20 protein-coding genes are annotated in these 22,591 nt (G+C 65.5%); 10 read left to right on the plus strand and 10 right to left on the minus strand.

Translation table 11 applies throughout. The features are described 5' to 3' along the window. Window positions 1–13: 13 nt before the first annotated feature. Complete coding sequence (locus tag J2R78_RS02805; RefSeq protein WP_253609617.1) at window positions 14–793, plus strand: enoyl-CoA hydratase-related protein; 780 nt, start codon at window positions 14–16, stop codon at window positions 791–793. Window positions 794–984: 191 nt separating this feature from the next. On the opposite strand, the gene J2R78_RS02810 is transcribed toward J2R78_RS02805, so the two are convergent. The 3 genes from J2R78_RS02810 to J2R78_RS02820 are packed head-to-tail and all read right to left on the minus strand — an operon-like array spanning window position 985 to window position 3,188. Further along, on the minus strand, window positions 985–1,356 hold the full coding sequence (locus J2R78_RS02810; RefSeq protein ID WP_229189420.1) for a DUF6285 domain-containing protein: 372 nt from the start codon (window positions 1,354–1,356) through the stop codon (window positions 985–987). Window positions 1,357–1,416: 60 nt separating this feature from the next. Further along, complete coding sequence (locus J2R78_RS02815) at window positions 1,417–2,400, minus strand: phosphotransferase family protein (RefSeq protein WP_253609618.1); 984 nt, start codon at window positions 2,398–2,400, stop codon at window positions 1,417–1,419. Then, window positions 2,397–3,188, minus strand: a complete 792-nt coding sequence (locus J2R78_RS02820; protein ID WP_018270541.1) for an enoyl-CoA hydratase/isomerase — start codon at window positions 3,186–3,188, stop codon at window positions 2,397–2,399. The genes J2R78_RS02815 and J2R78_RS02820 overlap by 4 nt, the downstream gene beginning before the upstream one ends. Window positions 3,189–3,339: 151 nt before the next feature. On the opposite strand from J2R78_RS02820, the gene J2R78_RS02825 reads away from it, so the two are divergent. The 5 genes from J2R78_RS02825 (at window position 3,340) to J2R78_RS02845 (ending at window position 7,594) form a co-directional block, all read left to right on the plus strand. Continuing rightward, a complete protein-coding gene (locus J2R78_RS02825; protein WP_253609619.1) occupies window positions 3,340–4,122 on the plus strand; it encodes an SDR family NAD(P)-dependent oxidoreductase in 783 nt (260 codons plus the stop codon). 450 nt (window positions 4,123–4,572) lie between these two features. Next, window positions 4,573–4,950 (plus strand): VOC family protein, encoded by a 378-nt coding sequence (locus J2R78_RS02830; RefSeq protein ID WP_253609620.1) that lies wholly within the window; start codon window positions 4,573–4,575, stop codon window positions 4,948–4,950. 174 nt (window positions 4,951–5,124) lie between these two features. Then, window positions 5,125–6,399, plus strand: coding sequence for an acyl-CoA dehydrogenase family protein (locus J2R78_RS02835; protein ID WP_076827195.1), 1,275 nt, complete (start codon window positions 5,125–5,127; stop codon window positions 6,397–6,399). A gap of 293 nt (window positions 6,400–6,692) precedes the next feature. Continuing rightward, entirely contained in the window at window positions 6,693–7,307 is a 615-nt protein-coding gene (locus J2R78_RS02840) for a flavin reductase family protein (protein ID WP_253609621.1), read from the plus strand. Window positions 7,308–7,318: 11 nt separating this feature from the next. Beyond that, the gene (locus J2R78_RS02845) at window positions 7,319–7,594 is read left to right on the plus strand and encodes a GNAT family N-acetyltransferase (RefSeq protein WP_069276199.1); all 276 of its coding nucleotides are present in this window, start codon (window positions 7,319–7,321) and stop codon (window positions 7,592–7,594) included. A 68-nt stretch (window positions 7,595–7,662) separates the two neighbouring features. Here J2R78_RS02845 and yghU read toward each other — a convergent pair whose 3' ends face one another. Then, complete coding sequence (yghU, locus tag J2R78_RS02850; RefSeq protein WP_253609622.1) at window positions 7,663–8,541, minus strand: glutathione-dependent disulfide-bond oxidoreductase; 879 nt, start codon at window positions 8,539–8,541, stop codon at window positions 7,663–7,665. 277 nt (window positions 8,542–8,818) lie between these two features. Between yghU and J2R78_RS02855 the strand changes: the two genes are divergently transcribed. Beyond that, window positions 8,819–9,952 carry a nitronate monooxygenase gene (locus J2R78_RS02855; RefSeq protein ID WP_253609623.1) on the plus strand — a complete coding sequence of 378 codons (1,134 nt, stop codon included), beginning with the start codon at window positions 8,819–8,821 and terminating at the stop codon, window positions 9,950–9,952. 144 nt (window positions 9,953–10,096) lie between these two features. Then, window positions 10,097–11,608 (plus strand): acetyl-CoA acetyltransferase, encoded by a 1,512-nt coding sequence (locus J2R78_RS02860; RefSeq protein WP_253609624.1) that lies wholly within the window; start codon window positions 10,097–10,099, stop codon window positions 11,606–11,608. A gap of 183 nt (window positions 11,609–11,791) precedes the next feature. Here the strand turns inward: J2R78_RS02860 and J2R78_RS02865 are convergent, their stop codons facing one another. The 6 genes from J2R78_RS02865 to ltnD form a co-directional block, all read right to left on the minus strand. Beyond that, window positions 11,792–12,994 (minus strand): efflux RND transporter periplasmic adaptor subunit, encoded by a 1,203-nt coding sequence (locus tag J2R78_RS02865; protein WP_057017653.1) that lies wholly within the window; start codon window positions 12,992–12,994, stop codon window positions 11,792–11,794. Then, window positions 12,981–16,160 carry an efflux RND transporter permease subunit gene (locus tag J2R78_RS02870; protein WP_253609625.1) on the minus strand — a complete coding sequence of 1,060 codons (3,180 nt, stop codon included), beginning with the start codon at window positions 16,158–16,160 and terminating at the stop codon, window positions 12,981–12,983. Before J2R78_RS02870 ends, J2R78_RS02865 begins: the two co-directional genes overlap by 14 nt. Before the next feature lie 381 nt (window positions 16,161–16,541). Continuing rightward, on the minus strand, window positions 16,542–18,233 hold the full coding sequence (locus tag J2R78_RS02875) for a methyl-accepting chemotaxis protein (protein WP_253609626.1): 1,692 nt from the start codon (window positions 18,231–18,233) through the stop codon (window positions 16,542–16,544). Window positions 18,234–18,402: 169 nt separating this feature from the next. Further along, complete coding sequence (gene otnK / locus J2R78_RS02880; RefSeq protein ID WP_253609627.1) at window positions 18,403–19,692, minus strand: 3-oxo-tetronate kinase; 1,290 nt, start codon at window positions 19,690–19,692, stop codon at window positions 18,403–18,405. Continuing rightward, window positions 19,689–20,471, minus strand: a complete 783-nt coding sequence (otnI, locus tag J2R78_RS02885) for a 2-oxo-tetronate isomerase (protein ID WP_253609628.1) — start codon at window positions 20,469–20,471, stop codon at window positions 19,689–19,691. The genes otnK and otnI overlap by 4 nt, the downstream gene beginning before the upstream one ends. A 12-nt stretch (window positions 20,472–20,483) precedes the next feature. Further along, window positions 20,484–21,413 carry an L-threonate dehydrogenase gene (gene ltnD, locus J2R78_RS02890; protein ID WP_375167102.1) on the minus strand — a complete coding sequence of 310 codons (930 nt, stop codon included), beginning with the start codon at window positions 21,411–21,413 and terminating at the stop codon, window positions 20,484–20,486. Between the two features lie 178 nt (window positions 21,414–21,591). Here ltnD and J2R78_RS02895 point away from each other — a divergent pair, with 178 nt between their 5' ends. Beyond that, complete coding sequence (locus J2R78_RS02895) at window positions 21,592–22,248, plus strand: aldolase (protein ID WP_253609630.1); 657 nt, start codon at window positions 21,592–21,594, stop codon at window positions 22,246–22,248. A 51-nt stretch (window positions 22,249–22,299) separates the two neighbouring features. Continuing rightward, entirely contained in the window at window positions 22,300–22,557 is a 258-nt protein-coding gene (locus tag J2R78_RS02900) for a hypothetical protein (protein ID WP_253635992.1), read from the plus strand. Window positions 22,558–22,591: the final 34 nt, after the last annotated feature.

Below are 22,591 nucleotides of genomic sequence, written 5' to 3' on the forward strand. Positions count from 1 at the left end.
GACGGGAGCAAACATGGATCTGAAATTCTCCAAGGTGACGCGCAAGGGTCCCATCACCATCGTGACGCTGTCGCGGCCCGAGGTCTACAACGCGCTGCATATCGACGCGCATTTCGAGCTCAACAAGGTGTTCGACGACTTCTCCGCCGATCCCGAGCAGTGGGTCGCGATCGTCACCGGCGCCGGCGACAAGGCGTTCTGCGCCGGCAACGACCTGAAATGGCAGGCCGCCGGAGGCAAGCGCGGCTGGGACAAGGGCGGCTTTGCCGGCCTCACCACCCGCTTCGACTGCGACAAGCCGATCATCGCCGCCGTCAACGGCGTCGCGATGGGCGGCGGCTTCGAGATTGCACTGGCCTGCGACCTGATCATCGCTTCCGAGAATGCGACCTTCGCCCTGCCCGAGCCGCGGGTCGGCCTCGCGGCGCTGGCCGGCGGCCTGCACCGGCTGCCGCGCCAGATCGGGCTGAAGCGCGCCATGGGCATGATCCTGACCGCGCGCCATGTCAGCGCCAAGGAAGGCCTCGAACTCGGCTTCGTCAACGAGGTGGTGCCGCAGGGCGAGGCGCTGGCAGCCGCCGAGCACTGGGCCGAGACCATCACCAAGAACTCGCCGATGTCGATCCGCGCCTCCAAGCAGGCGATCCAGAAGGGCCTTGAAGTGTCGCTGGAGCAAGCGCTGGCCGAGCAGCGCGAGTATCCGGCGGTGAAGGCGATGGCCGCCTCGCAGGACTACATCGAGGGACCGAAGGCGTTTTCGGAGAAGCGGCCGCCGAAGTGGCTGGGGCGGTAGCACGTCCCTTCTGTCATTCCGGGGCGATGCGAAGCATCGAAGCCGGAATCTCGAGATTCCGGGTCTGGTGCTGACGCACCATCCCGGAATGACGGCAATCCTGTCATGACGACGTAGGATGGGTAGAGCGTAGCGAAACCCATCGAGGCTTGGCGCGTGGTCCTGATGGGTTTCGCTTCGCTCTACCCATCCTACTTTCCGAGCTCCCGCTTGTAGGACGCGTAGTTCGGCTGGTCGACGGCGAGCTTGTCCATCGTGGTCTGCCAGAGATGCTCCGATAGCCCCGGCGTTTTCAGATCGACCTCGCCACCTGCGATCTTCCCCGACAGCACGCGGTTCAGCTCCATCAGCGTCCCGTCGGTGCCCAGCAATTGCTTCAGCCGCGCGGCCTCGGTCGCATCGCCGGCCTCGGCGAGCGCGAGCTGCCGCGTCACCAGGTCGAGCGCGTTGATGCCGACGCGCAGCTTGAAGCCGTTGTGCCCCTTGATCGCGGGCGCGATCTCGCTGCGCAGGAAGTCGGCGACGGCCTTGATCAGTTCGGTGGGTGTCGGTTCGTCCTGCATGTCACTTGCTCTCTTTCTTGCGCATGATCGATTCCGAAGACCGGTCTCCACGTTTCGGGATCATGCGCGCGGCGCCAGCAACCGCAGCAGATCGATCTCGGTCTCCGACGCGCGCCGCCCGATCATCGCGCGCTCCATCGAGTGATCCGGGCCGCTTCGGAAGCGCTGCATCATGCCGCAACACATCACGCCCCAGCGCAGCGTGCCCATCACTTCCCAGAACATCACGCGCTCGGGGTCGGCCTTGCGGCCGGCTTCCTCATAGCCCGCGAACAGATCTTCGCGCGTGCCGAAACCGCCGACCGGCTTGTCGATCTCGCCGAAGCGCCATGAGTTGACGCAGATCCATCCGAGATCCTCCATCGGATCGCCGGTATGCGCGAGCTCCCAGTCGAGCACCGCGCGCACCCCGTCGGGACCGATGATCAGATTACCGTGGCGGAAATCGCCATGCACCAGCGTCGTCTCCGACGACGGACCGGGATCGTGATCGCGCAGCCAGCGCAGCGCCAGTTCGAACACCGGCCGCGGCCAGTTGAAGCTGTGATACTCGCGGGAGAGATCCTCGATCTCCCTGGTCGCGGTCAGGCTGCGCAGCTTCGGCAGTTTGGCCTGCGGCAGGCCATGGATGCCGGCAATGACACGGCCGAGCTGGCGGGCGAGAATCGGCCGCGCGCCGGAAAATTCCTCGTCGCGCAAAATTTTCCGCGCGATGGTCTCGCCTTCGACCCGCGCCATGATGAAGCCGCGGCCAAGGCCGTCCTCCGGCCTCAAGACATGCATCACCTTCGGCGACGGCAGGCCCGCGTCATGCGCGAGCTGCATCAGCGTCGCCTCGGCATCGAGGCCGGCGGCGCGGCCCGGAGCGGCACCGTAGCCCGGCGGCGCGCGGCGCAGGATCGCGCCGACAGTGCCGTTCGGGTGCACGATGTCGAACGACCAGGTCTCCTGGCTGGCGCCGCCGGAGAGTTTTGCCGCGCCGGTGACGCCGGTTGCGCCTGGATGAAACGAGGCGACGCAGCGGGTGAGCTCGGTCTCGATCATTTGCCCTTGAACTTCGCCGGCCGCTTCTCGAGGAATGCGGTGACACCTTCCTTGAAATCCTCGGCGCTGCCGGCAAGGCGCTGCGACTCGAATTCCAGATTGAGCTGATCCTCGAGGGTATTTTCCGGGCTGTCCCAATAGAGCTTGCGGATCAGCGACAACGCCACCGTCGGGCCGTTGGCGAGATCGTGCGCGAGCTTCATGGTTTCTTCCATCAGCGCGGCGTCGTCATAGACGCGGTTGACAAGGCCCCACTCCAGCGCCTTCTCGGCCGGCAGCCGCTCGCCGAGCAGCGACAGCTCGACCGAGCGCGCCTTGCCGATCAGCCGCGGCAACAGCCAGGTCGAGCCGCAATCCGGCACCAGACCGATGCGGCGGAACGCCTGCAGGAAATAGGACGAGCGCGCGCACAGGATGAGGTCGCCCATCAGGGCGAAGCTCATGCCGGCGCCGGCGGCCGGGCCGTTCACCGCCGTCACGATCGGACAGTGCAGCTTACGCAATCGGCGCAGGAACGGATGGAACGCGGTCTCCAGCGCCGCGCCGGCATTGCTCTTGCCGGGCTTCTGCTGGTTGCGGCCCTGCAGATTGGCGCCGGTGCAGAAGGCACGGCCCGCGCCCGTGATCACCAGGCAGCGCACCTCGTCGCGCTTGTCGTCGATCGCATCGAGTGCCTCGGCAAGCCCGCCCAGCATGTCGATCGAGACCGCGTTCATGACTTCCTGGTGGTCGAGCCTGAGGATCGCGACCGATCCGTCGAAGTCGAGCGTGACGTGTTTGAACTGCATGGTTTCCTCTTCACCTTGTTTCGGCGGTGGGTACCGCGGTAGGTCGATGCTTCGACCCATATTTGATTTTTGTGCCGGGCTTGTCCATGGTCGGCGGCAAGCCCATCCGTGAACGCGTGATTAGCGCGCACCCAACCAAATGGAAACCCCAATGAGTGGCATCTTCGATCTCACCGGCCGCGTCGCTGTCATCACCGGCGGCAACGGCGGCATCGGCCTCGGCATCGCGCAGGCGCTGAACGCTGCCGGCTGCAACGTCTCGATCTGGGGCCGCAACGCGGAAAAAAACGCCAACGCCGCGGCCTCGATGAAGGCCGGCCCCGGCAAGGTCGCGACGCAATTCTGCGACGTCACCGATCCCGGCTCGGTCAAGACCGCGATGAAGGCGACGCTGGACACCTTCGGCCGCGTCGACGGCTGCTTCGCCAACGCCGGCATCGGCGGCGGCGGACGTAGAGCCTTCATCGACCGCACCGAGGAGGAATGGCGCAAGATGTTCGCGACCAATCTCGACGGCGTGTTTCACGTATTCCAGGCTGCGGCACGCCACATGACCGACCGCGCCGAGGCCGGCGACAAGTTCGGCCGGCTGGTCGCGACCTCGAGCCTCGCCTCGCTGTTCGGCACCGCGCGCAACGAGCACTATGCCGGCACCAAGGCGGCGCTGAATGCGCTGTGCCGTGCGCTCGGCGTCGAGCTCGCGCGCCACGGCGTCACCGCGAACGCGATCCTGCCGGGCTGGATCAAGAGCGACATGACCGCCGGCATCATGGCCAACGACAAGTTCGTCGCCAATGTGATGCCGCGCATCCCCCTGCGCCGCTTCGGCGAGCCGAGCGATTTCGGCGGCATCGCCGTCTACATCATGAGCAAGGCGTCGTCCTATCATACGGCGGATTGCTTTGTGATCGACGGCGGGTACACGGCGTTTTGAGTTTTCGCTACCGCCACGTCTACCGCTGTCGTCCCTGCGAAAGCAGGGACCCATAACCACAGAATGCTGTTGTTGAAGCAAGCTGGTGCCCCAGCGTCGTCACCCAATGAGCAACGGTGGTTATGGGTCCCGGGTCGCGCTGCGCTTGCCCGGGACGACAGCGAGAATGTGGCGCGAGCTTGAGTCATACATCCGCATCCTCGCGGCACCGCTGCGTCCGAGTCTTGCGTTTACTTGCCTCCTCCAAAGCAGAGGGCGCAGCGAAAGCCCGGTGCCGATCGCAGCGTCGCGCGGGGTGCGCAGTTGCGCGGCGTGGAATGACGGCCGCAGAGTGACGGACAGAACAACGCGCGACGCAGCGTCGCTTCCGTCGTGGCAAAACTGCTGCTAGCGTTTGAGCCGCAAGGGACGCAATAAGGCGGCTTTTAACAAGCAGGGAGGATATTTCAGATGTTTTCACACGTGATGGTTGGCACCAACGATCTGGACAAGGCCAAGGCGTTTTATGATGCGCTGCTTGGCACGCTCGATGTCCGGCCGGCCCGGGTTGACGGTCACCGCATCATGTACCTCACCAAGGCCGGCATTTTCATGGTGTCCAAGCCGATCAACGGCGAACCGGCGACGCACGCCAATGGCGGCACGATCGGCTTTGCCTGCTCTTCGCCGGAGCAGGTCGAGGCCTGGCACGCGGCCGGCGTCGCCAATGGCGGCAAGCCTTGCGAGGACCCGCCGGGCGTACGGGAAGGTTCTGGCGTGAAGCTCTATCTCGCCTATCTGCGCGACCTCGACGGCAACAAGATCTGCGCGATGCATCGGATGAGCTAACCGGCGTCCGCCGGACTCTTTCACGCTGTACGCGGCGGCGTTCAAACAACGTTTGAAACGCCGTCGCGAAATTCCGCGATACGGTAGAGGTGATCGGAAAATCGGTACTCGCGCTTGGCGTCGCACGCGTCTATTGTCCGCCGCGAAACGCGCCTTCGCGAGGGAGAAAAGACAGTGAAACATGCCTATGTGCCGCGCACCACGAACTACACGCTCAGTCCAGGCGACGAGCTCAATGACCTGCGCATGTCGGACAAGGTCCGCCCGCTCTACGACCATGTGAAGCAGTTCATCCGCGACACGGTCGACCCGATGTCGGTCGAGTTCTATCGCGCCGGCGAGAAGAAGACCAATCGCTGGAGCTTCACGGACGAGCAGCTCGCGATCCTACAGAAGGCCAAGGACAAGGCCAAGGAAGTCGGCCTCTGGAACTTCTTCCTGCCCGATGCAGAAACCGGCGAAGGCCTCAACAACCTCGACTACGCCTACATCGCCGCCGAGCTCGGGAAGAGCCCGCTGGCCTCCGAGACCATGAACTGCTCGGCGCCCGACACCGGCAACATGGAGGTGCTGGAGCGCGTCGGCACCAAGGCGCAGAAGGAGAAGTGGCTGAAGCCGCTGCTCAACGGCGAGATCCGCTCGGCCTACGCGATGACCGAGCCGAACGTCGCCTCCTCAGACGCCAAGAACATCTCGACCACCGCAAAGCTCGTCGGCGACGAGTGGGTGATCAACGGCGAGAAGTATTACATCTCCGGCGCCGGCGATCCGCGTTGCAAGATCATGATCGTGATGGTGAAGACCAATCCCGACGCGGCGCCGAGCAAGCAGCAGTCGCAGATCCTGGTGCCGATCGACACCCCCGGCGTGGAGATCCTCGGGCCCATGCACGTGTTCGGCCATGACCATGCGCCGCGCGGCCACATGCATCTGCGCTTCAACAATTGCAAGGTGCCGAAGGAGAACATGCTGCTCGGCGAAGGCCGCGGCTTCGAGATCTCGCAGGTTCGCCTCGGACCGGGCCGCATCCATCACTGCATGCGCACCATCGGCAAGGCCGAGAAGGCGCTCGACATGATGGTGCAGCGTGGCCTGACCCGCGAGGCCTTCGGCAAGAAGATCGCCCATCTCGGCGGCAACATGCAGATCATCGCCCAGGCGCGTTGCGAGATCGAAGCGATGCGGCTGATGGTGCTGAAGGCGGCCAAGGCGATGGACGTGCTCGGCAACAAGGAAGCCCGCGTTTGGGTCTCGATGGTCAAGGCCATGGTGCCCGAGCGCGCCTGCAAGGTGATCGACCAGGCGATCCAGATGCACGGCGCCACCGGCATCTCGCAGTGGTCCCCGCTCGGCGAAATGTACCAGGACGTCCGCCATCTCCGCTTCGCCGACGGTCCGGACGAGGTGCACTGGATGGTGGTCGGCCGCCACGAGCTGAGCATGCCGTAGTCGCTTCTTCTCCTTCTCCCCGCTCTTGCGGGGAGAAAGCCGCGATGAGGGGCCGCCTCCGAAAGCACGGTGAGAGATAGTCTCGCGGAGAATCCCCCTCACCCGGATCGCATCTGACGATGCGATCCGACCTCTCCCCGCAGGCGGGGCGAGGTAAGGGAAGAGCGCTCCAAGGAACAAGCAAGCAAGTCTGCAAGGCGGGTTCGCGCGAGCGTAACCCGCCTTTTGCTTTGCGGTCCGCTCGCGGCGGGTTACGCTCCCCTAACCCGCCCTACGAACTTCCGGACATTCCCATGGAATATTCCCCAAGCGACCTCACCCAGCGCGAACGCTACAAGGTGCTGACCTCCTTCGTGCTGCCGCGGCCGATCGCCTGGGTGACGAGCACGAGCGCGGACGGCGTGGTCAATGCGGCACCGTTCTCGTTCTTCAACGTGTTCTGCGAAGATCCGCCGCTCTGCATGTTTGCGGTCAATCGCCGGCCCGACGGCCGCGAGAAGGACACGTTGGTCAACATCCAGCGTCTCGGCGAATTCGTGGTCAACCTGACCGACGAGCCGCTGGCGCGCGCGATGCATGAGACCTCCGGCGACTTCCCGCCCGAGGTCGGCGAGCCTGATTATCTCGGCCTGAAGCTCTCGCCATCGAGCAAGATCGCGGTGCCCCGGCTTGCGGATGCACCGTTCGCGATGGAGTGCAAGACCTGGAAGCTGATCGACGTCAATGGCGACCGCCAGCTGATCATGGGCGAGGGCATCCATTTCCACATCCGCGACGAATTGTGGGACCGCGAGGCGATGCGCGTCCACATGGAGCGCTACCACCCGATCGGCCGCATGTTCGCCGACCGCTACTGCCGCACCGATGACCGCGTGGTGTTCCCCGCGGCCGAGGGCGCAAAGAAATAGAGGATCAGACAATGAGCGAAACATTCCGCGACAACGAAGCGCAGAGCCGGTTCGAGCTCGCCGTCGACGGCTCAACCGCTTTCGTGGTCTACCGCAAGACGCCAGACACGATCACGCTGGTTCACACCGAGGTGCCGGCGGAGCTCGGCGGCCGCGGCATCGGCTCCAAGCTCGCACGCGCCACGCTCGACGCCGTCCGAGCGCAGGGCATCAAGCTCGTCGTGAAATGCGAATTCATCCAGGGCTTCATGAAGAAGCATCCGGAGTATGACGATCTGTTGGGGTGATCGCAGGGCGGGTTGGCAAAGCTGTCATTTCGTCATGGCCGGGCTTGTCCCGGCCATGACGCGTTTCGTCACGACGCCACCGGCTCGCCGATCTTGTCCTGCGTCTTCGTTTCGAAATCGCTGGCGTCGTGGCGCTCATGGAGCTGGCTCGACGGCTCGCCCCAGGTGCGGTTGACCATGCGGCCGCGCTTCACCGCGGGCCGTGCCGCGATCGCATCGGTCCAGCGCTGCACGTTCTTGTAGTCCTGGACCGAGAGGAATTCGCCGCCGCCATAGAGCAGACCCTTGGCAAGGCTGCCGTACCACGGCCACACCGCCATGTCGGCGATGGTGTAGACATGGCCCGCGAGATATTCGTTGTCGGCGAGCCGGCGGTCGAGCACGTCAAGCTGGCGCTTCACTTCCATCGCGAAGCGGTCGATGGCGTATTCGATCTTGGTCGGCGCATAGGCGTAGAAATGCCCGAAGCCGCCGCCGAGATAGGGCGCGGCGCCCATCTGCCAGAACAGCCAGGAGAAGGTTTCGGCGCGGGTCTTGACGTCGGTCGGCAGGAACGCGCCGAATTTTTCCGCGAGGTAAACCAGGATCGAGCCCGACTCGAACACCCTGACCGGCTCCTTCCCGCTGCGGTCCATCAGCGCCGGAATCTTCGAGTTCGGATTGACCGCGACGAAGCCGCTGCCGAACTGGTTGCCGTCGATCTTGATCAGCCAGGCGTCGTATTCCGCGCCCTTGTGACCCGCCGCCAGCAGCTCTTCCAGCATCACGGTGACCTTGATGCCGTTCGGCGTCGCCAGCGAATAGAGTTGCAGCGGATGGCGGCCGACCGGCAGTTCCTTGTCGTGGGTGGGACCGGCGATCGGACGGTTGATGCTGGCGAAGCGCCCGCCGCTTTCCTTGTTCCAGGTCCAGACTTTCGGCGGCTCGTAGGCAGGAATGTCATTCACGTCGTTGGCTCCCGATTCATGTTCTTGCCAGGTGGCGCGGCGGCGCCGTGCCCATCCCCATGTCCGCACTAGATGGTGCGCGGGCTGCGCTTTGCCCACCCCGCGGATCGCATTTTCTATCCAGCGGAATGCGCTGCGAGGGATGCAGCCGGAGCAGCGCCTGCACGCAAGATCGCCGTGGCCGAAACCCGCTTGGCTTCGCGGACCGTGATGCGCTAGCGTTGCAGCGGCTGACGCCAACAAGCACAAGAAGCAGCCGCCGGGAGAGAACCAGTCCATGAAATCACCGATCTGCGACATGCTCGGGGTAGACTTCCCCCTGCTCGCTTTCAGCCATTGCCGCGACGTGGTGGCGGCGGTCAGCCGCGCCGGCGGCTTCGGCGTGCTCGGCGTGACCGCGCATTCGCCGGAGACGCTGGAGCAGGAGTTGACGTGGATCGACGCGCATGTCGACGGCAAGCCTTATGGCATCGACGTGCTGATCCCGGAAAACATCTCGACCGCGGGCGAGAAGAACGTCACCTGGAAGAGCCTCGAGGCGCGGGTCTCGCAGGAGCATCGCGACTTCACCCGCAATCTCTTGAAGAAATACGACATCGAGCTGACCAGCCGGAACGTCGCCGACAACCAGCCGCAGCCGTTCGACGCCGAGACTGCGCTGCAACTGCTCGAGGTCTCGTTCCGGCATCCGATCCGGCTGATCGCGAATGCGCTCGGCGTGCCGCCGAAGGCGATGATCGAGATGGGGCGCAAGCACGGCGTGCCGGTGGCGGCGTTGGTCGGCTCCAAGGAGCACGCGCTGCGCCAGGTCGCGGCCGGTGTCGATATCCTGGTCGCGCAGGGCACCGAGGCCGGCGGCCATTGCGGCGAGGTCTCGACCATGGTGCTGGTGCCGGAGGTGATCAAGGCGGTCAAAAAGATCCGCGACGTGCCGGTGCTCGCCGCCGGCGGCATCATGACCGGCAGCCAGATGGCGGCCTGCATGGCGATGGGCGCGGCCGGCGCTTGGACCGGCTCGGTGTGGCTGGCCACGGTGGAATCGGAGACCTCGGAGATCTTCCGCGAGAAGATGATCGCGGCCTCCTCGCGCGACGCGGTGCGCTCCAAGGGCCGCACCGGCAAGCCGGCGCGGCAGCTCCGCTCGGTCTGGACCGATGCCTGGGACCGCTCGCCGGAAAGCCCCGGCGCGCTGCCGATGCCGCTGCAAAGCATCATCAGCCGCGACGCCTTCAACGCCATCGACCGCGCCGCAGCTGGTGGTAACGAGAAGGCCCGCGATCTCGTCAGCTATTTCGTCGGCCAAGGCGTCGGCCTGATCGACAGCGTCAAATCCGCCGGCGCCGTGGTGCAGGAGTTCAAGGAAGAGTTCGTCGAAGCTGTCGAGCACATGAACGCGCTGGTGGCGGAGTGACGATCCCTCCCCGCCGTCATTGCGAGGAGCGAAGCGACGAAGCAATCCGCCTTTCCCCGTGTCGGAACATGGATTGCTTCGCTTCGCTCGCAATGACGCCCATAACAACCATCGAGTCCAAGACCGCAGAGTGAACCAACAAGAATGTCGAACAGCATCCCCGAAGACCGCATTCCCGTCATCGTCGGCGTCGGCGAGATTGTCGATCGTCCGAAGGACATCGCCGCCGGCCTCGAGCCGCTCACGCTGCTTGAGGAGGCGCTGAAGCGCGCCGAGGCGGACAGCGGCGCCAGGCTGCTGTCCGACGTGCAGTCGCTCGACGTCGTCAACTTCCTGAGCTGGCGCTACCGCGATCCCGAGAAGCAGCTGGCGCAGCGGCTCGGCATTGCGCCCGCGCATCTCTATTACGGCCCGGTCGGCGGCGAGAGTCCGATCCGCTATCTGCACGAGGCTGCGCAACGCATTGCGCGCGGCGAATGCAGCGTCGCCGCGGTCTGTGGCGCGGAGGCGCAGTCGACGGCGACCAAGGCGCAGCGTGCCGGCGTGGAGCTGCCGTGGACGCCGTTCGCGCACGACGTGGAGGAGCCGAAGCGCGGCGCCGCGTTCCAGAAGCCGATGGCCGTGAGCCTCGGCGTGTTCAGGCCGATCACGGTCTATCCGCTCTATGAATCTGCAACATCGGCGCATTGGGGCCAGACGCCGCGCGACGCGCTGAAGGAATCGGGCGAGCTATGGTCGACCTATGCGCGCGTCGCGGCCGACAATCCGAACTCGTGGCTGAAGAAGACGTTCACCGGCGACGAGATCACCACGGCCACGCCCGACAACCGGATGATCGCCTGGCCGTATACAAAGCTGATGGTGGCGAACCCGACGGTGAACATGGGCGGCGCGCTGATCCTGACCAGCCTCGCGAAAGCGCGCGCGGCCGGCGTGCCGGCGGACAGGCTGATCTATCCGCTCGGCGGCGCCTCGGCGGAAGAGCCGCGCGACTATCTGATCCGCGATCAGTTCGTCGAAAGCCACGCGCAGACCGCGGTGCTGAAGGCGGTGATGGATCTCGTCGGCGGCGACGGCAAGAAGTTCGACGCGATCGAGCTCTATAGCTGCTTCCCCTGCGTACCGAAGATGGCGCGCCGGACGCTCGGCCTTGGGCCCGACGTGCAGCCGACCGTGACGGGTGGGCTGACGTTCTTCGGCGCGCCGCTCAATACCTACATGACGCACTCGGCCTGCGCGATGGTGCGCAAATTGAGAAGCGGCGGCGCGCTCGGCCTGCTCTATGGCCAGGGCGGCTTCGTCACCAAGCATCATGGCCTCGTGCTGTCGCGCGCGGCGCCGAACGTCGCGCTCAAGCAGGACACCAGCGTGCAGGCGGAGGCCGACCGCAACAGGCGCAACGTGCCCGACTTCACCGCCGAGGCTGCGGGCAAAGGCAAGGTCGAGGCCTTCACCGTGATCTATCGCGCCAATGGCGAGGTCGAGCACGGCGTCACCATGCTGCGCACCGAGGACGGCCGCCGCACGCTCGGCCGCATCCCGGCGAGCGACACGGCAACGCTGGCCTATCTGCAGGACATGGACCGCACGCCGGTCGGTACCACGGGCAATATCGTCACCGCCGGCGATGGCATGCTGGAATGGCGAGTGGGCTGACAATTCCTGCCACGCCGCAAAATCCGCCGTCATCCTGAGGTGCGAGCGGAGCGAGCCTCGAAGGATGGGCTGCGAACACCATCGTGATCCCATCCTTCGAGGCGCGCAAGGGCGCGCACCTCAGGATGACGGCAGAGCAAGCGGCTTGAGGTGAGAGGCAGGAACGAGCTTACCTGTCCTCCCCTACCCCTTCACGTCCTGCTTTTCGGATGCCGTGGTCGGCTTGCCCTTGGCGCCGGCACCGGTGACGCGGACATGGTCGCCGTCGGCGAGGCCGTCCGGCGGGGCGGTGATGATGCGATCGTCGGGCGCGAGGCCGGTGGCGATCTCGATCTCCTTGCCGAGGTCGCGGCCGATCTTCACGGTCTTGAACAGCACCTTGTCGTCAGGACCGACGGTTGCGACCCGCAGGCCACTGCTGTTGAAGATCAGCGCGCTGGCGGGAATGCTGAGCGGCGTGGATTCGCGCTGCAGATTGAGCTTCACGCTGGCATAGCTGCCCGGCATCAATTCGCCGGAGGAGTTGTCGAGCCCGAGTTGCATCCGCGTCGTGCCGGAGGCGACATCGACCGCCTGCGAGGAGGCTTCCACCGTCGCCTGGAAGGTGCGGTTCGGGTAATCCGGTAGCGCCAGCGTCGCCTTGGCGCCGATCTTGATCGCCGGGACGTAGTTCTGCGGCACGTTGACATAGACGCGCAGCTTGGTGATGTCCGAGATCGTGAACATCGCCGGGCCCGAGTTGCCGCCGGCGTTGATCAGCGCGCCGACGTCGGTGTCGCGCGAGGTCACCACGCCGTCGAACGGCGCCGTGATCTTCTTGTATCCGGCGAGCGCTTCCAGCCGCTCGACGTTGGCCTGGCCGGCCTTGACCGCACCGTTCTTGTTGGAAAGGTCGGCGGTGCGCTCGTCGATCTCCTGGGCGGAGACGAAGTTCGAGGCCACCAGCGTCTTGCGCCGGTTCAACGTGGCCTCGGAGAGCTTGGCCGAGGCCTGGGCGCTGGCGAGATCGGCGCGCGCCTGCAGCAATTGCTGGTCGAGGTCGGGCGCCTCGATCTCGGCGATCACCTGGCCGGCCTTGACGCGGGCGCCGATGTCGGCGTCCCAGTTCTTGAGATAGCCGGATACCCGGGCATAGATCGGCGCTCGGGAATAGGCCTCGAGCCGGCCCGGCAGGTCGATCGTGGGGCTCAGCGCCTTGGCATTGGGCAGCGCCACCGCGACGGTCGGAATGGCCTGGTCGTCGGTCCATTCCTTCAGCCGCGTGTCCTGTTCCTCACGGGCGCGGATCCCGGTGCCGACGATCAGGCCCGCCCCGACCAAGGCCACCACGCCGAAGATGCCCAGCTTCCGGCGTGAGACCGGGGGGCGCTTTTCAGTGGGCGGCATGCGGAATCTCCGATGAGGCGGCGGCTTTGGCGCCTTGCTTCTTGTGTACCATACTGAATACCACGGGAACAAACATCAGCGTCGCGAAGGTGGCGAAGATCAGGCCGCCGATCACGGCCCGGCCCAACGGCGCGTTCTGCTCGCCGCCCTCGCCCAGCCCCAGCGCCATCGGCGCCATGCCGATGATCATGGCAAGCGCGGTCATCAGCACCGGGCGGAACCGGACGAAGCCGGCTTCCAGGGCCGCCGCGACGGGATCGCCGAGTTCCTCATAGCGCTCGCGGGCGAAGCTGATCACGAGCACGCTGTTGGCCGTCGCCACACCCATGCACATGATGGCGCCGGTGAGCGCCGGAACCGACAGCGTGGTCTCCGTCGTGAACAGCATCCAGACAATGCCGGCGAGCGCAGCGGGCAGCGCCGTGATGATCACGAACGGGTCCGACCAGGACTGGAAGTTCACGACGATCAGGAAGTAGATCAGCACGACGGCGCCGAGCAGGCCGAACAGGAGGCCGGTGAAGGCCGAGTTCATGGTCTGCACCTGGCCGAGCAGCACCACGGACGAGCCCTTCGGCACCTCCTTGGCGGTGTCGGCGATCAGCTTGCGCACGTCGGTCGCGACGCCGCCAAGATCGCGGCCTTGCGTCGTGGCGTAGATCTGCACCAGCGACTGGATGTCATATTGCGACACCACCGCACTCGAGGTCGCGCGCTTGATGTCGGCGATGCCGCCGAGGATCGGTGCCTGGGTGTTGCCGGTCGCGGTGATCGGCAGGGTCTGCAGCGCGCTCAGCGAGTCGATCTGGTATTGCGGCGTCTGCATCACGATCGAATACGACACGCCGTTATCGGGATTGAGATAATAGGTCGGCGCCACCTGCGAGGAGCCGGCGAGGTTGACCACCAGCGAGTTGGTGACGTCGCGCTCGGTCAGGCCGACATATTGTGCGCGGGTGCGGTCGACATCGATGTTGAAGGTCGGGTTGTTCGGCGACTGCTGGATCCGCGCATCGGCGATGCCGGGGATGCGCTTGATCCCGGCCAGCAGCTTGTTGGCATAGGCGAAGTTGGCCTCGAGATTGGCGCCGCGGATCTGCAGGTCGATCGGCGCCGGCGCGCCGAAGTTCAGGATCTGGCTGACGATGTCGGCCGGCAGGAACGCGAAGCTGGTGCCCGGGAACAGCCGCGGCAATTGCTCACGCAGTGCGCGGACATGCTGTTCGGTCGGCTTGTGGCCTTCCTTGAGGCGGATCTGGATGTCGCCATCCTGCGGACCGATCACGCCGGTGTTGTTGTAGGTCATGTTGATGCCGGAGATCGGCATGCCGATGTTGTCGGTCATGGTCTCGATCTCGCCGGGCACCAGCTTGCGGATCGCCTTCTGGATGTCGGCGAGCTGGTTGGCGGTCTCCTCGACGCGGGTGCCGACCTGGGTGCGGACATGCATCAGGATGTTGCCGGCATCGACCGACGGGAAGAAGTTGCGCCCGAGGAACGGCACCAGCAGGAACGACGCGGCGACGACCGCGAGGAAGCAGCTCACGAACACCGTGCGATGACCGAGCGCCATCGCGAGCAGGCCGCGATAGCCGGCGCGGATGCGCTCGAACCGCGCCTCGAAGCCGCGCTGGAACCAGACCAAAGGATTGCGCGATTTCGGCGGCGAGCCCTCATGATGCACATGCGCCTGCAGCAGATAGTTCGCCATGGTCGGCACCAGGGTGCGCGACAGGATGAACGACCAGATCATCGCGAACATCACCGCTTCGGCCATCGGCACGAACAGGAAGCGCGCCACGCCGGTGAGGAAGAACATCGGCACGAACACGATGCAGATACAGAGCAGCGAGACGAAGGCCGGCGTCACGATCTGGTTGGCGCCGTCGAGGATCGACTGCTCGACCGGTTTGCCCTGCTCGAGGTGATAATTGATGTTCTCGATCGTCACCGTGGCGTCGTCGACCAGGATGCCGACCGCGAGCGCGAGGCCGCCGAGCGTCATGATGTTCAGCGTCTCGCCGATCAGGGACAGCATGATGATGGCGCCGAGCACCGACAGCGGGATCGACACCGCGATGATGACGGTCGAGCGCCAGCTGCCGAGGAACAGGAGGATCATGATGCTGGTGAGCAGCGCGGCGATCACGCCCTCGAACGCGACGCCGGTGATCGCGCCGCGGACGAACACCGACTGGTCGCCGATGAAGCCGATCTTGAGCGCATCCGGCATCTGGTCCTTGACCTCGATCACCTTCTGCTTGATGCCGGAGATGATATCGAGCGTCGAGGTGGCGCCGGCCTTCAGCACCATCATCAAGACCGAGCGGTTGCCGTCGACATGGACGATGTTGGTTTGCGGCGGGTTGCCGTCGCGGACCGAGGCGACGTCACGCACATAGACCATCGCGCCGTTGACCTGCTTGATCGGCAGGTCGCCGAGCTCCTCGAGCCGCAGCGGCGAGTTGTTGAGGTTGATGGTGTATTCGAAATTGCCGATCTTCTGCGTGCCGACCGGCGTGATCAGGTTCTGCGCGGCGAGCGCGTTGGCGACGTCCTGGCCCGACAGGCCGCGCGCCTGCAGCGCGGTCGAATTGAGATCGATCTGGACCTGGCGCTGCTTGCCGCCGAACGGATACGGGATCGCCGCACCAGGCACCGTGACCAGCGGCGTGCGCAGCTGGTTGATGCCGATATCGGCGAGGTTCTGCTCGGTCAGTCCCTCGCCCGACAGCGCGACCTGGATGATCGGAACCGTCGAGGCGCTGTAGTTCAGGATCAGCGGCGGCGTCGCGCCCGGCGGCATCTGCTTGAGCAGGGTTTGCGAGATCGCGGTGACCTGCGCATTGGCGGTGCGGATGTCGACGTTGGGCTGGAAGAAGATCTTGATGATGCCGACGCCGTTATAGGAATTGGCGACGATGTGCTCGATGTCGTTGACGGTCGTGGTCAGCGCGCGCTGGAACGGCGTGGTGATGCGGCCGGACATCTGGTCCGGCGGCAGGCCGGTGTACTGCCAGACCACGCCGATCACGGGGATGCGGATGTCCGGGAAGATGTCGGTCGGCGTGCGCAACGCCGCCAGCGGTCCGATAATCAACAGCAGGATCGCGAGCACGACGAAAGTATATGGCCGGCTCAGCGCGATACGGACCAGTGCGATCATAAAACAAGCGTTCCCGAAATGAAGCCCGCCCAGGCAGAGGAATCGACATTGCAAAAGCCGTTCCGTAGCGGCCGATTTACCCGATGCCGGGCAAAACGCCAACCCGCGGAGCCGCGGCGGCTTTCACTTCCTCGGCATAGTGCGTGAGGCTGCGCGCTCCGAGCGACCATGCCGGGCGCAGTGCCGCCGATCGCGTGCGGATCATCGTCAAAAAGAGACGGCTCTGCTGCGAATGCGAGCCGGCCGAGGATGCTATTTCGGCCGACGCGAGGTTAACGCATCGCTGCTCTGCGAAAATGTAAAACGTGGTGGGCCGGGTCAGCCCACCACGTCGGCATCGGTTAGGCGAAGGATGGCGGCCGCCCGAGCGGCGCCGCCGGATCAGGCGGCGCGGACGGCGTCGAGGAACTTGCTGACCTCGAGCTTGAGGCGGCTGCTGTCGCCCGAGAGCGATTGGGCCGCCGACAGCACCTGGCTCGACGCCGAGCCGGTCTCGTTGGCGCCATGCTGGACGTCGGTGATGTTGGCCGAGACCTGCTGGGTGCCCTGCGCCGCCTGCTGCACGTTGCGGGAGATTTCCTGCGTCGCCGCGCCCTGCTCTTCGACCGCGGCCGCAATGGTGGACGAGATTTCCGACAGCCGTTCGATGGTCGAGGAGATTTCCTTGATCGCGCCGACCGACTCCTGGGTCGCGGTCTGGATGCCGGCGATCTGCTGGCCGATCTCGCCGGTCGCCTTGGCGGTCTGCTCGGCCAGCGCCTTCACCTCGGACGCCACCACGGCGAAGCCGCGGCCGGCGTCGCCGGCGCGTGCCGCCTCGATGGTGGCGTTCAGCGCCAGCAAATTGGTCTGGCCGGCAATGGTGTTGATCAGCTCGACGACGTCGCCGATCCGCGCGGCGGCCTTCGACAGCTCGCTGACGCGATCGTTGGTGGTGCGCGCCTGGCCGACGGCATCGCCGGCCATCCGTGCCGACTCCTGCACCTGGCGGCTGATCTCGGTCACCGACGACGACAGCTCCTCGGTCGCCGACGCCACCGACTGGACATTGGTCGAGGCCTCCTCGGACGCGGCCGCAACCGATGTGGTCAGCTCCTGCGAACGCCGGGCGGTCGACGACAGCGTGCCGGCGGAGGCTTCGAGCTGGGTCGAGGCCGACGACACGGTCTGCACGATCTCGCCGATCATCTGTTCGAAATTGCGGGTGATGGTATCGACCCGGCGGCCGCGCTCGATCTTGGCTTCGGCGTCGGCAGCGGCGGCTTCATCGGCCGCCTTCTTGGCGACCAGGGCTTCCTTGAACACCTGCAGCGTATCGGCCATCGCGCCGATCTCGGTCTTCTCGCCCTGATGCGGGACGTTTGCGGTCAGGTCGCCGCGGCCCAGCGCCTGCATCGGGCTCACGATCGAGGCGATGCCGGCCGAGACGTCGCGGATCATCAGGAAGCTGACGCCGACGCCGACGATGATGGCGGCGCCAAGGATCATCGCAAGCAGCATGACGGCCGACGCGTAGCTGTTTGCCGCGTCCTGCGCCGCCTTGTCGGCGCCGGCATTGTTGAGCTCGATGTCCTTGCGCAGGATCTCGTCGGCCTCGAGGCCGATCTTGTTCACGGTCTTGGCGTTCAGCTCATGCGCATCGTGCGGGGTCTTGCCGACATCCCTGCGCGACAACGCCATCACCTCCTCGGTGCCCTTCTTGTAGCGGGTCCAGGCATCGACCCATTGATCGTAGAGCGCGCGCTCCGAGGGGGTCGCGATCAGCGGCTCATAGGTCGCGCGGACCTTGAGGTTGGCGTCGACCACCGAGGTCAGGGTCTTTTCCTGCGCGAGCTTCTCCTCCAGCGTCTCGGACAGCATGTGTTCGCGGATCACGTTGCGATAGGTGATGACGCCGGCGCGCAGATCGCCGAGCGCACGCACGCTCGGCAGCCAGCTCGTCGTGATGTCGACGGTGTTGGCGTTGATCGACCGTAAATTCACGACCGCGAGCAGGCCCATGCCCGTCATCGCGACAAGCAGGAACGCAACCACGGCAATAATCTTGGCGCGGATCGAGAATTTGGCGAACATCGTGGGGTCTCTTGATATCGGGCTCGCGATGCCCGATCGAATGGCTGGGGGCGTGGCGGGACGCCGCAGACATCAAAGCCAGCCCCCCTCCTTAAGTAGGGTTAATTTGGTTCCCCGTTGAACTACGGAGGCGCTCATCTACGGCGTGGCATGATGCGCGCCAGCCGCATCAAGGCATCAATGCCAGCGCATCCGAGAAAAACTCCGGCCCGCCGAAATTGCCTGATTTCAGGGCAAGCACCATCTCGTCTCTTCCGGCGCCGACCGCTCGCAGAACCGGCACGCCGGCGGCGATTTCCGCACCGACCAGGAATCCCGGGATGCGCAGGCGATCGACCACGGCGCCCGAAGTTTCACCGCCGGCGACCACCAATCTGTGCACGCCCGACTGCACCAGACCGTCCGCGATGTCGGCCATCGCCTGTTCGATGGCATGCCCGGCTGCATCGCGACCATGACGGGATTGCACAGCTGCCACCTCATCCGGGGTCGAGCTGCTCGCAATCAGGATCGGCCCCGCCCCGAGCCGCTCCCTGGCCCAGGCGAGCGCGCGCTGCGCCTCTTCCTTGCCGGCGACCACCCGCTCGGGATCGAGGTGCAGGACCGGCATCACCTTCTCGGCGTTGGCGATCTGGCGCAAGGTCGCCTGCGAGCAACTGCCGGCAAGGCACGCCGCCGCGCCGCCGACCGGCGTCGCCAGCATTGCATCCGCGGTGTCCGGTTTGGCCTTGCTCGCGGCGACCAGCGCCCGCGCGAGGCCAAGCCCGATCCCGGAAGCGCCGACTGAAAGACGGTGTTCCAGCGCGACCTGTCCGATGGTTTCGAGGTCGCGGTCGAACACCGCATCGACGATGGCGGCGCCGATGCCGCTTTGCGTGAGCTCGGCGAGCTTTGCCCGGACCGCGTCCGCGCCACGGCTCAGCGTCGCCAGATCGACCAGGCCGACCTTGGTCGTGCTTTGCCGCGCCAGCACGCGAACCAGATTGGAATCATGCATCGGGTTGAGCGGGTGGTCCTTCAGCGGACTCTCGTTCAGCGGCACCGAGCCGACGAACAGATTGCCCTGGTAGACGGTGCGGCCGGTCTCCGGGAACGCCGGCGTCACCAGCACGATGCTGTCCCCGGAATCGGCGCGCAGCGCGTCCATCACCGGGCCGATATTACCGGCGTCGGTGGAATCGAAGGTCGAGCAGATCTTGAACAGGACATGCGCGGCGCCCCGGCCGCGCAGCCAGGCCTCCGCAGCACGCGAACGCGTCACGGCAAGGCCGGCCTCGATCGAACGGCTCTTCAGCGACACCACGACGGCGTCGACCTCGGGCAGCGCGAGATCGTCCGCGGGCACGCCGATGGTCTGCACCGTGCGCAGGCCCGCGCGGGTCAGCGTGTTGGCGAGGTCGGAGGCGCCGGTATAGTCGTCGGCGATGCAACCAAGAGACAGCTTTCCGGCTGATGTCACGGCTTCACTCCGGCATAGGGCTTGAACCAGGCGAGACCGTCGGTGCTCTTGCCGCGCGGATTGTACTCGCAGCCGACGAAGCCGCCATAGCCGAGCCGGTCGAGCTCGCCGAACAGGAACGGATAGTTCAGCTCCTCGCCGTCGGGCTCGTTGCGCGAGGGGATCGACGCGATCTGGATGTGGCCGATGATCGGCATCATTTCACGCAGCCGCATGGTGACGTCGCCATGGATGATCTGGCAGTGGTAGATATCGAACTGCAGCTTCAGGTTCGCGAAACCAAGCTCGTTGATCAGATCGCGCGCGAAGATGAAGTCGTTGAGGAAATAGCCGGGCACGTTGCGCGGATTGATCGGCTCGATCACGACGTCGAGGCCGTGCGGCGCGAAGAACTCCGCGGCATGGGCGACCGATTTGCGAAACGCGGCGACCGCCCTGGCATCGCTGCGCTCGGCTATTCCCGCCATCAGATGCACCCGCTTGACGCCGGTCGCCTGCACATAGGGCAGCGCGGTCTTCAGGCTTTGCTGGAGGTCGGCGAAACGGTCCGGCAGCGCGGCAAACCCCTTCTCGCCGGCGTTCCAGTCGCCCGGCGGCAAATTGAACAGCGCCTGCGTCAGCCCATTGCCTTTCAGCCGCTTGCCGACCTCCTCGGCCGGATGGTCGTAAGGAAACAGGAACTCGACCGCGGTGAAGCCCGCCTTCGCCGCCGCCTCGAAGCGGTCGAGGAACGGGACCTCGTTGAACATCATGGTGAGGTTGGCGGCAAAACGGGGCATTGCAGGATCCTCTTATTTCTCGCCTGGAAGCTTGGTGCCGGTAACCTGCGCATACATCCGCGCCACCGACGCATCGTCGTCGCGGCCCATACCGGCGGCCGCGGTCATCAGGAACATCTGCAAGGCCGCGGCCGAGACCGGCACCGGGAAGCGTGCATTGCGCGCCATGTCCTGGATGATGCCGAGGTCCTTCACAAAAATTTCCACGGCGCTGCGCGGCGCATAGTCGCCGTCGAGCACATGCGGCATGCGGTTCTCGAACATCCAGGAATTGCCGGCGGAGGCGGTGATCACCTCATACACCTTGCGGATGTCGAGGCCCTGCCTGGCGGCAAAGGCGATCGCCTCTGAGGCGGCCGCGATATGCACGCCGGCCAGCAGCTGGTTGATCATCTTGAACGCGGCGCCCTGCCCCGCGGCATCACCAAGCTCGTAGAGTTTCGCCGCCATCGCATCGAGTGCAGGCCGCGCCTTCGCAAATGCCGCGGCGCTGCCGGAGGCGAGAATCGTCAATTCGCCCTGCGCCGCGCGCTGCGCGCCGCCGGAGATCGGGGCATCGAGATAGTGCCGGCCGGTCGCCTCGAGCTGCTTTGCGAGGCGCCGCGCGATATCAGGGTCCATGGTCGCCGAGGAGATGAAGACCGCGTCCTTCGCCAAGGTCTCGGCGACGCCGTCCTTGCCGAACAGGATCGCTTCAGTCTGCGCTGCGTTGACGACAACGCTGACGACAATGTCGGCATCCCGGGCTGCCTCGGCCGGCGACTTGGCGCCCTTGCCGCCGTCGGCGACGAAGCGCGCCACCGCATCGGCCGTGACGTCGCAGCCGGTCACCTCGAAACCGGCCCGCCTGAGCGAGGTCGCCATGCCGTATCCCATCGAGCCCAGCCCGATGACGGCGACACGTGATGTTGCGGAACTGGACATGTGGCGATCCCTGAACATTTTTAGTTGTTTGAGCGTGACCTTTTCGGAAAACCGGCTGTCACTTTGCGCCAGCGCGGCCGGCCGGGTCCGGATCATGCTCGTTGCTGCTTGCCTATCACGGCTTGGCCGCGCTGCCAAAGCATGAGACAAAGCGGAAAACGGATAGCGCCAAGGATGGCGCCACGAGCGAAACCGGATGAGCGAAACAAAGCTTCGTGAGGACATCTGCCGCTTCGGCCGCTCGCTGTTCGAGCGCGGCCTGACGCCGGGGTCCTCGGGCAATATCAGCGTCCGGCTCGACGACGGCGGCTGGCTGGTGACGCCGACCAACGCCTCGCTCGGCTTCCTCGATCCGGCGAAAATGTCACGGCTCGACGACAACGGCCGGCTGGTCTCCGGCGACGCCCCGACCAAGGAAGTGCCGCTGCACACCGCGCTCTACCAGACCCGCACGACGGCCGGCGCCGTGGTGCACCTGCACTCGACCCATTCGGTCGCGCTCTCGATGCTGCCGGAGATCGACCCGCGCGCCGCGCTGCCGCCGATGACGGCCTATTACGTCATGAAGTGCGGCCAGACCGCGCTGGTGCCCTATTATCGCCCCGGCGATCCCGCCGTTGCCGACGCGATCCGGGGGCTGGCCGGGAAATATTCATCGGTGCTGCTCGCCAATCATGGGCCCGTCGTGTCGGGCGATACGCTGGAAGCGGCGGTGTTCGCGACCGAGGAGCTGGAGGAAACCGCAAAGCTCTATCTGCTGCTGCGCGGGCTGAACCCGCGCTATTTGTCGCCCGACCAGGTGGCGGATTTGACCAGGACGTTCGGGCTCGTGCTGCCGGATCACCCTCACTAGATCAAGCGGAGGATCGATATGCGGAAGACAGTCGTGATGAGATTCACAGGCTTGGCGTTAGCGATACCGTTTGCCGTCGGCCTTGCGGCGTCGGACGGACGGACCGAAGAGACTTTACAAGGCATGCTGGCAACCCAGTTGCGCGCGCAGGGCTATCCTTGCGACAAGCCGCTCAAGGCCGAGCGGGACGACAAGCTCTCCAAGCCCGACAACGAGGCCTGGACGCTGACATGCAGCAACGCGACCTATCGCGTCAGCCGCGTGCCGGACCTCGCCGCCAAGGTCGAGAAGATCGACGAGAGCAAGTAGGCTGCGTGGGCTGGATCAGTAGCCCGCATGAGCG

The organism is Bradyrhizobium sp. USDA 4538 (assembly GCF_024171045.1).
Classification (GTDB): domain Bacteria; phylum Pseudomonadota; class Alphaproteobacteria; order Rhizobiales; family Xanthobacteraceae; genus Bradyrhizobium; species Bradyrhizobium australafricanum.

Bases quoted from the DNA above. Each gene is read 5' to 3' on its own strand.
- J2R78_RS02805 (WP_253609617.1), top strand. From the start codon at position 14: ATGGATCTGAAATTCTCCAAGGTGACGCGCAAGGGTCCCATCACCATC.
- J2R78_RS02810 (WP_229189420.1), bottom strand. From the start codon at position 1,356: ATGCAGGACGAACCGACACCCACCGAACTGATCAAGGCCGTCGCCGAC.
- J2R78_RS02815 (WP_253609618.1), bottom strand. From the start codon at position 2,400: ATGATCGAGACCGAGCTCACCCGCTGCGTCGCCTCGTTTCATCCAGGC.
- J2R78_RS02820 (WP_018270541.1), bottom strand. From the start codon at position 3,188: ATGCAGTTCAAACACGTCACGCTCGACTTCGACGGATCGGTCGCGATC.
- J2R78_RS02825 (WP_253609619.1), top strand. From the start codon at position 3,340: ATGAGTGGCATCTTCGATCTCACCGGCCGCGTCGCTGTCATCACCGGC.
- J2R78_RS02830 (WP_253609620.1), top strand. From the start codon at position 4,573: ATGTTTTCACACGTGATGGTTGGCACCAACGATCTGGACAAGGCCAAG.
- J2R78_RS02840 (WP_253609621.1), top strand. From the start codon at position 6,693: ATGGAATATTCCCCAAGCGACCTCACCCAGCGCGAACGCTACAAGGTG.
- J2R78_RS02845 (WP_069276199.1), top strand. From the start codon at position 7,319: ATGAGCGAAACATTCCGCGACAACGAAGCGCAGAGCCGGTTCGAGCTC.
- J2R78_RS02855 (WP_253609623.1), top strand. From the start codon at position 8,819: ATGAAATCACCGATCTGCGACATGCTCGGGGTAGACTTCCCCCTGCTC.
- J2R78_RS02860 (WP_253609624.1), top strand. From the start codon at position 10,097: ATGTCGAACAGCATCCCCGAAGACCGCATTCCCGTCATCGTCGGCGTC.
- J2R78_RS02865 (WP_057017653.1), bottom strand. From the start codon at position 12,994: ATGCCGCCCACTGAAAAGCGCCCCCCGGTCTCACGCCGGAAGCTGGGC.
- J2R78_RS02870 (WP_253609625.1), bottom strand. From the start codon at position 16,160: ATGATCGCACTGGTCCGTATCGCGCTGAGCCGGCCATATACTTTCGTC.
- J2R78_RS02875 (WP_253609626.1), bottom strand. From the start codon at position 18,233: ATGTTCGCCAAATTCTCGATCCGCGCCAAGATTATTGCCGTGGTTGCG.
- otnI (WP_253609628.1), bottom strand. From the start codon at position 20,471: ATGCCCCGTTTTGCCGCCAACCTCACCATGATGTTCAACGAGGTCCCG.
- ltnD (WP_375167102.1), bottom strand. From the start codon at position 21,413: ATGTTCAGGGATCGCCACATGTCCAGTTCCGCAACATCACGTGTCGCC.
- J2R78_RS02895 (WP_253609630.1), top strand. From the start codon at position 21,592: ATGAGCGAAACAAAGCTTCGTGAGGACATCTGCCGCTTCGGCCGCTCG.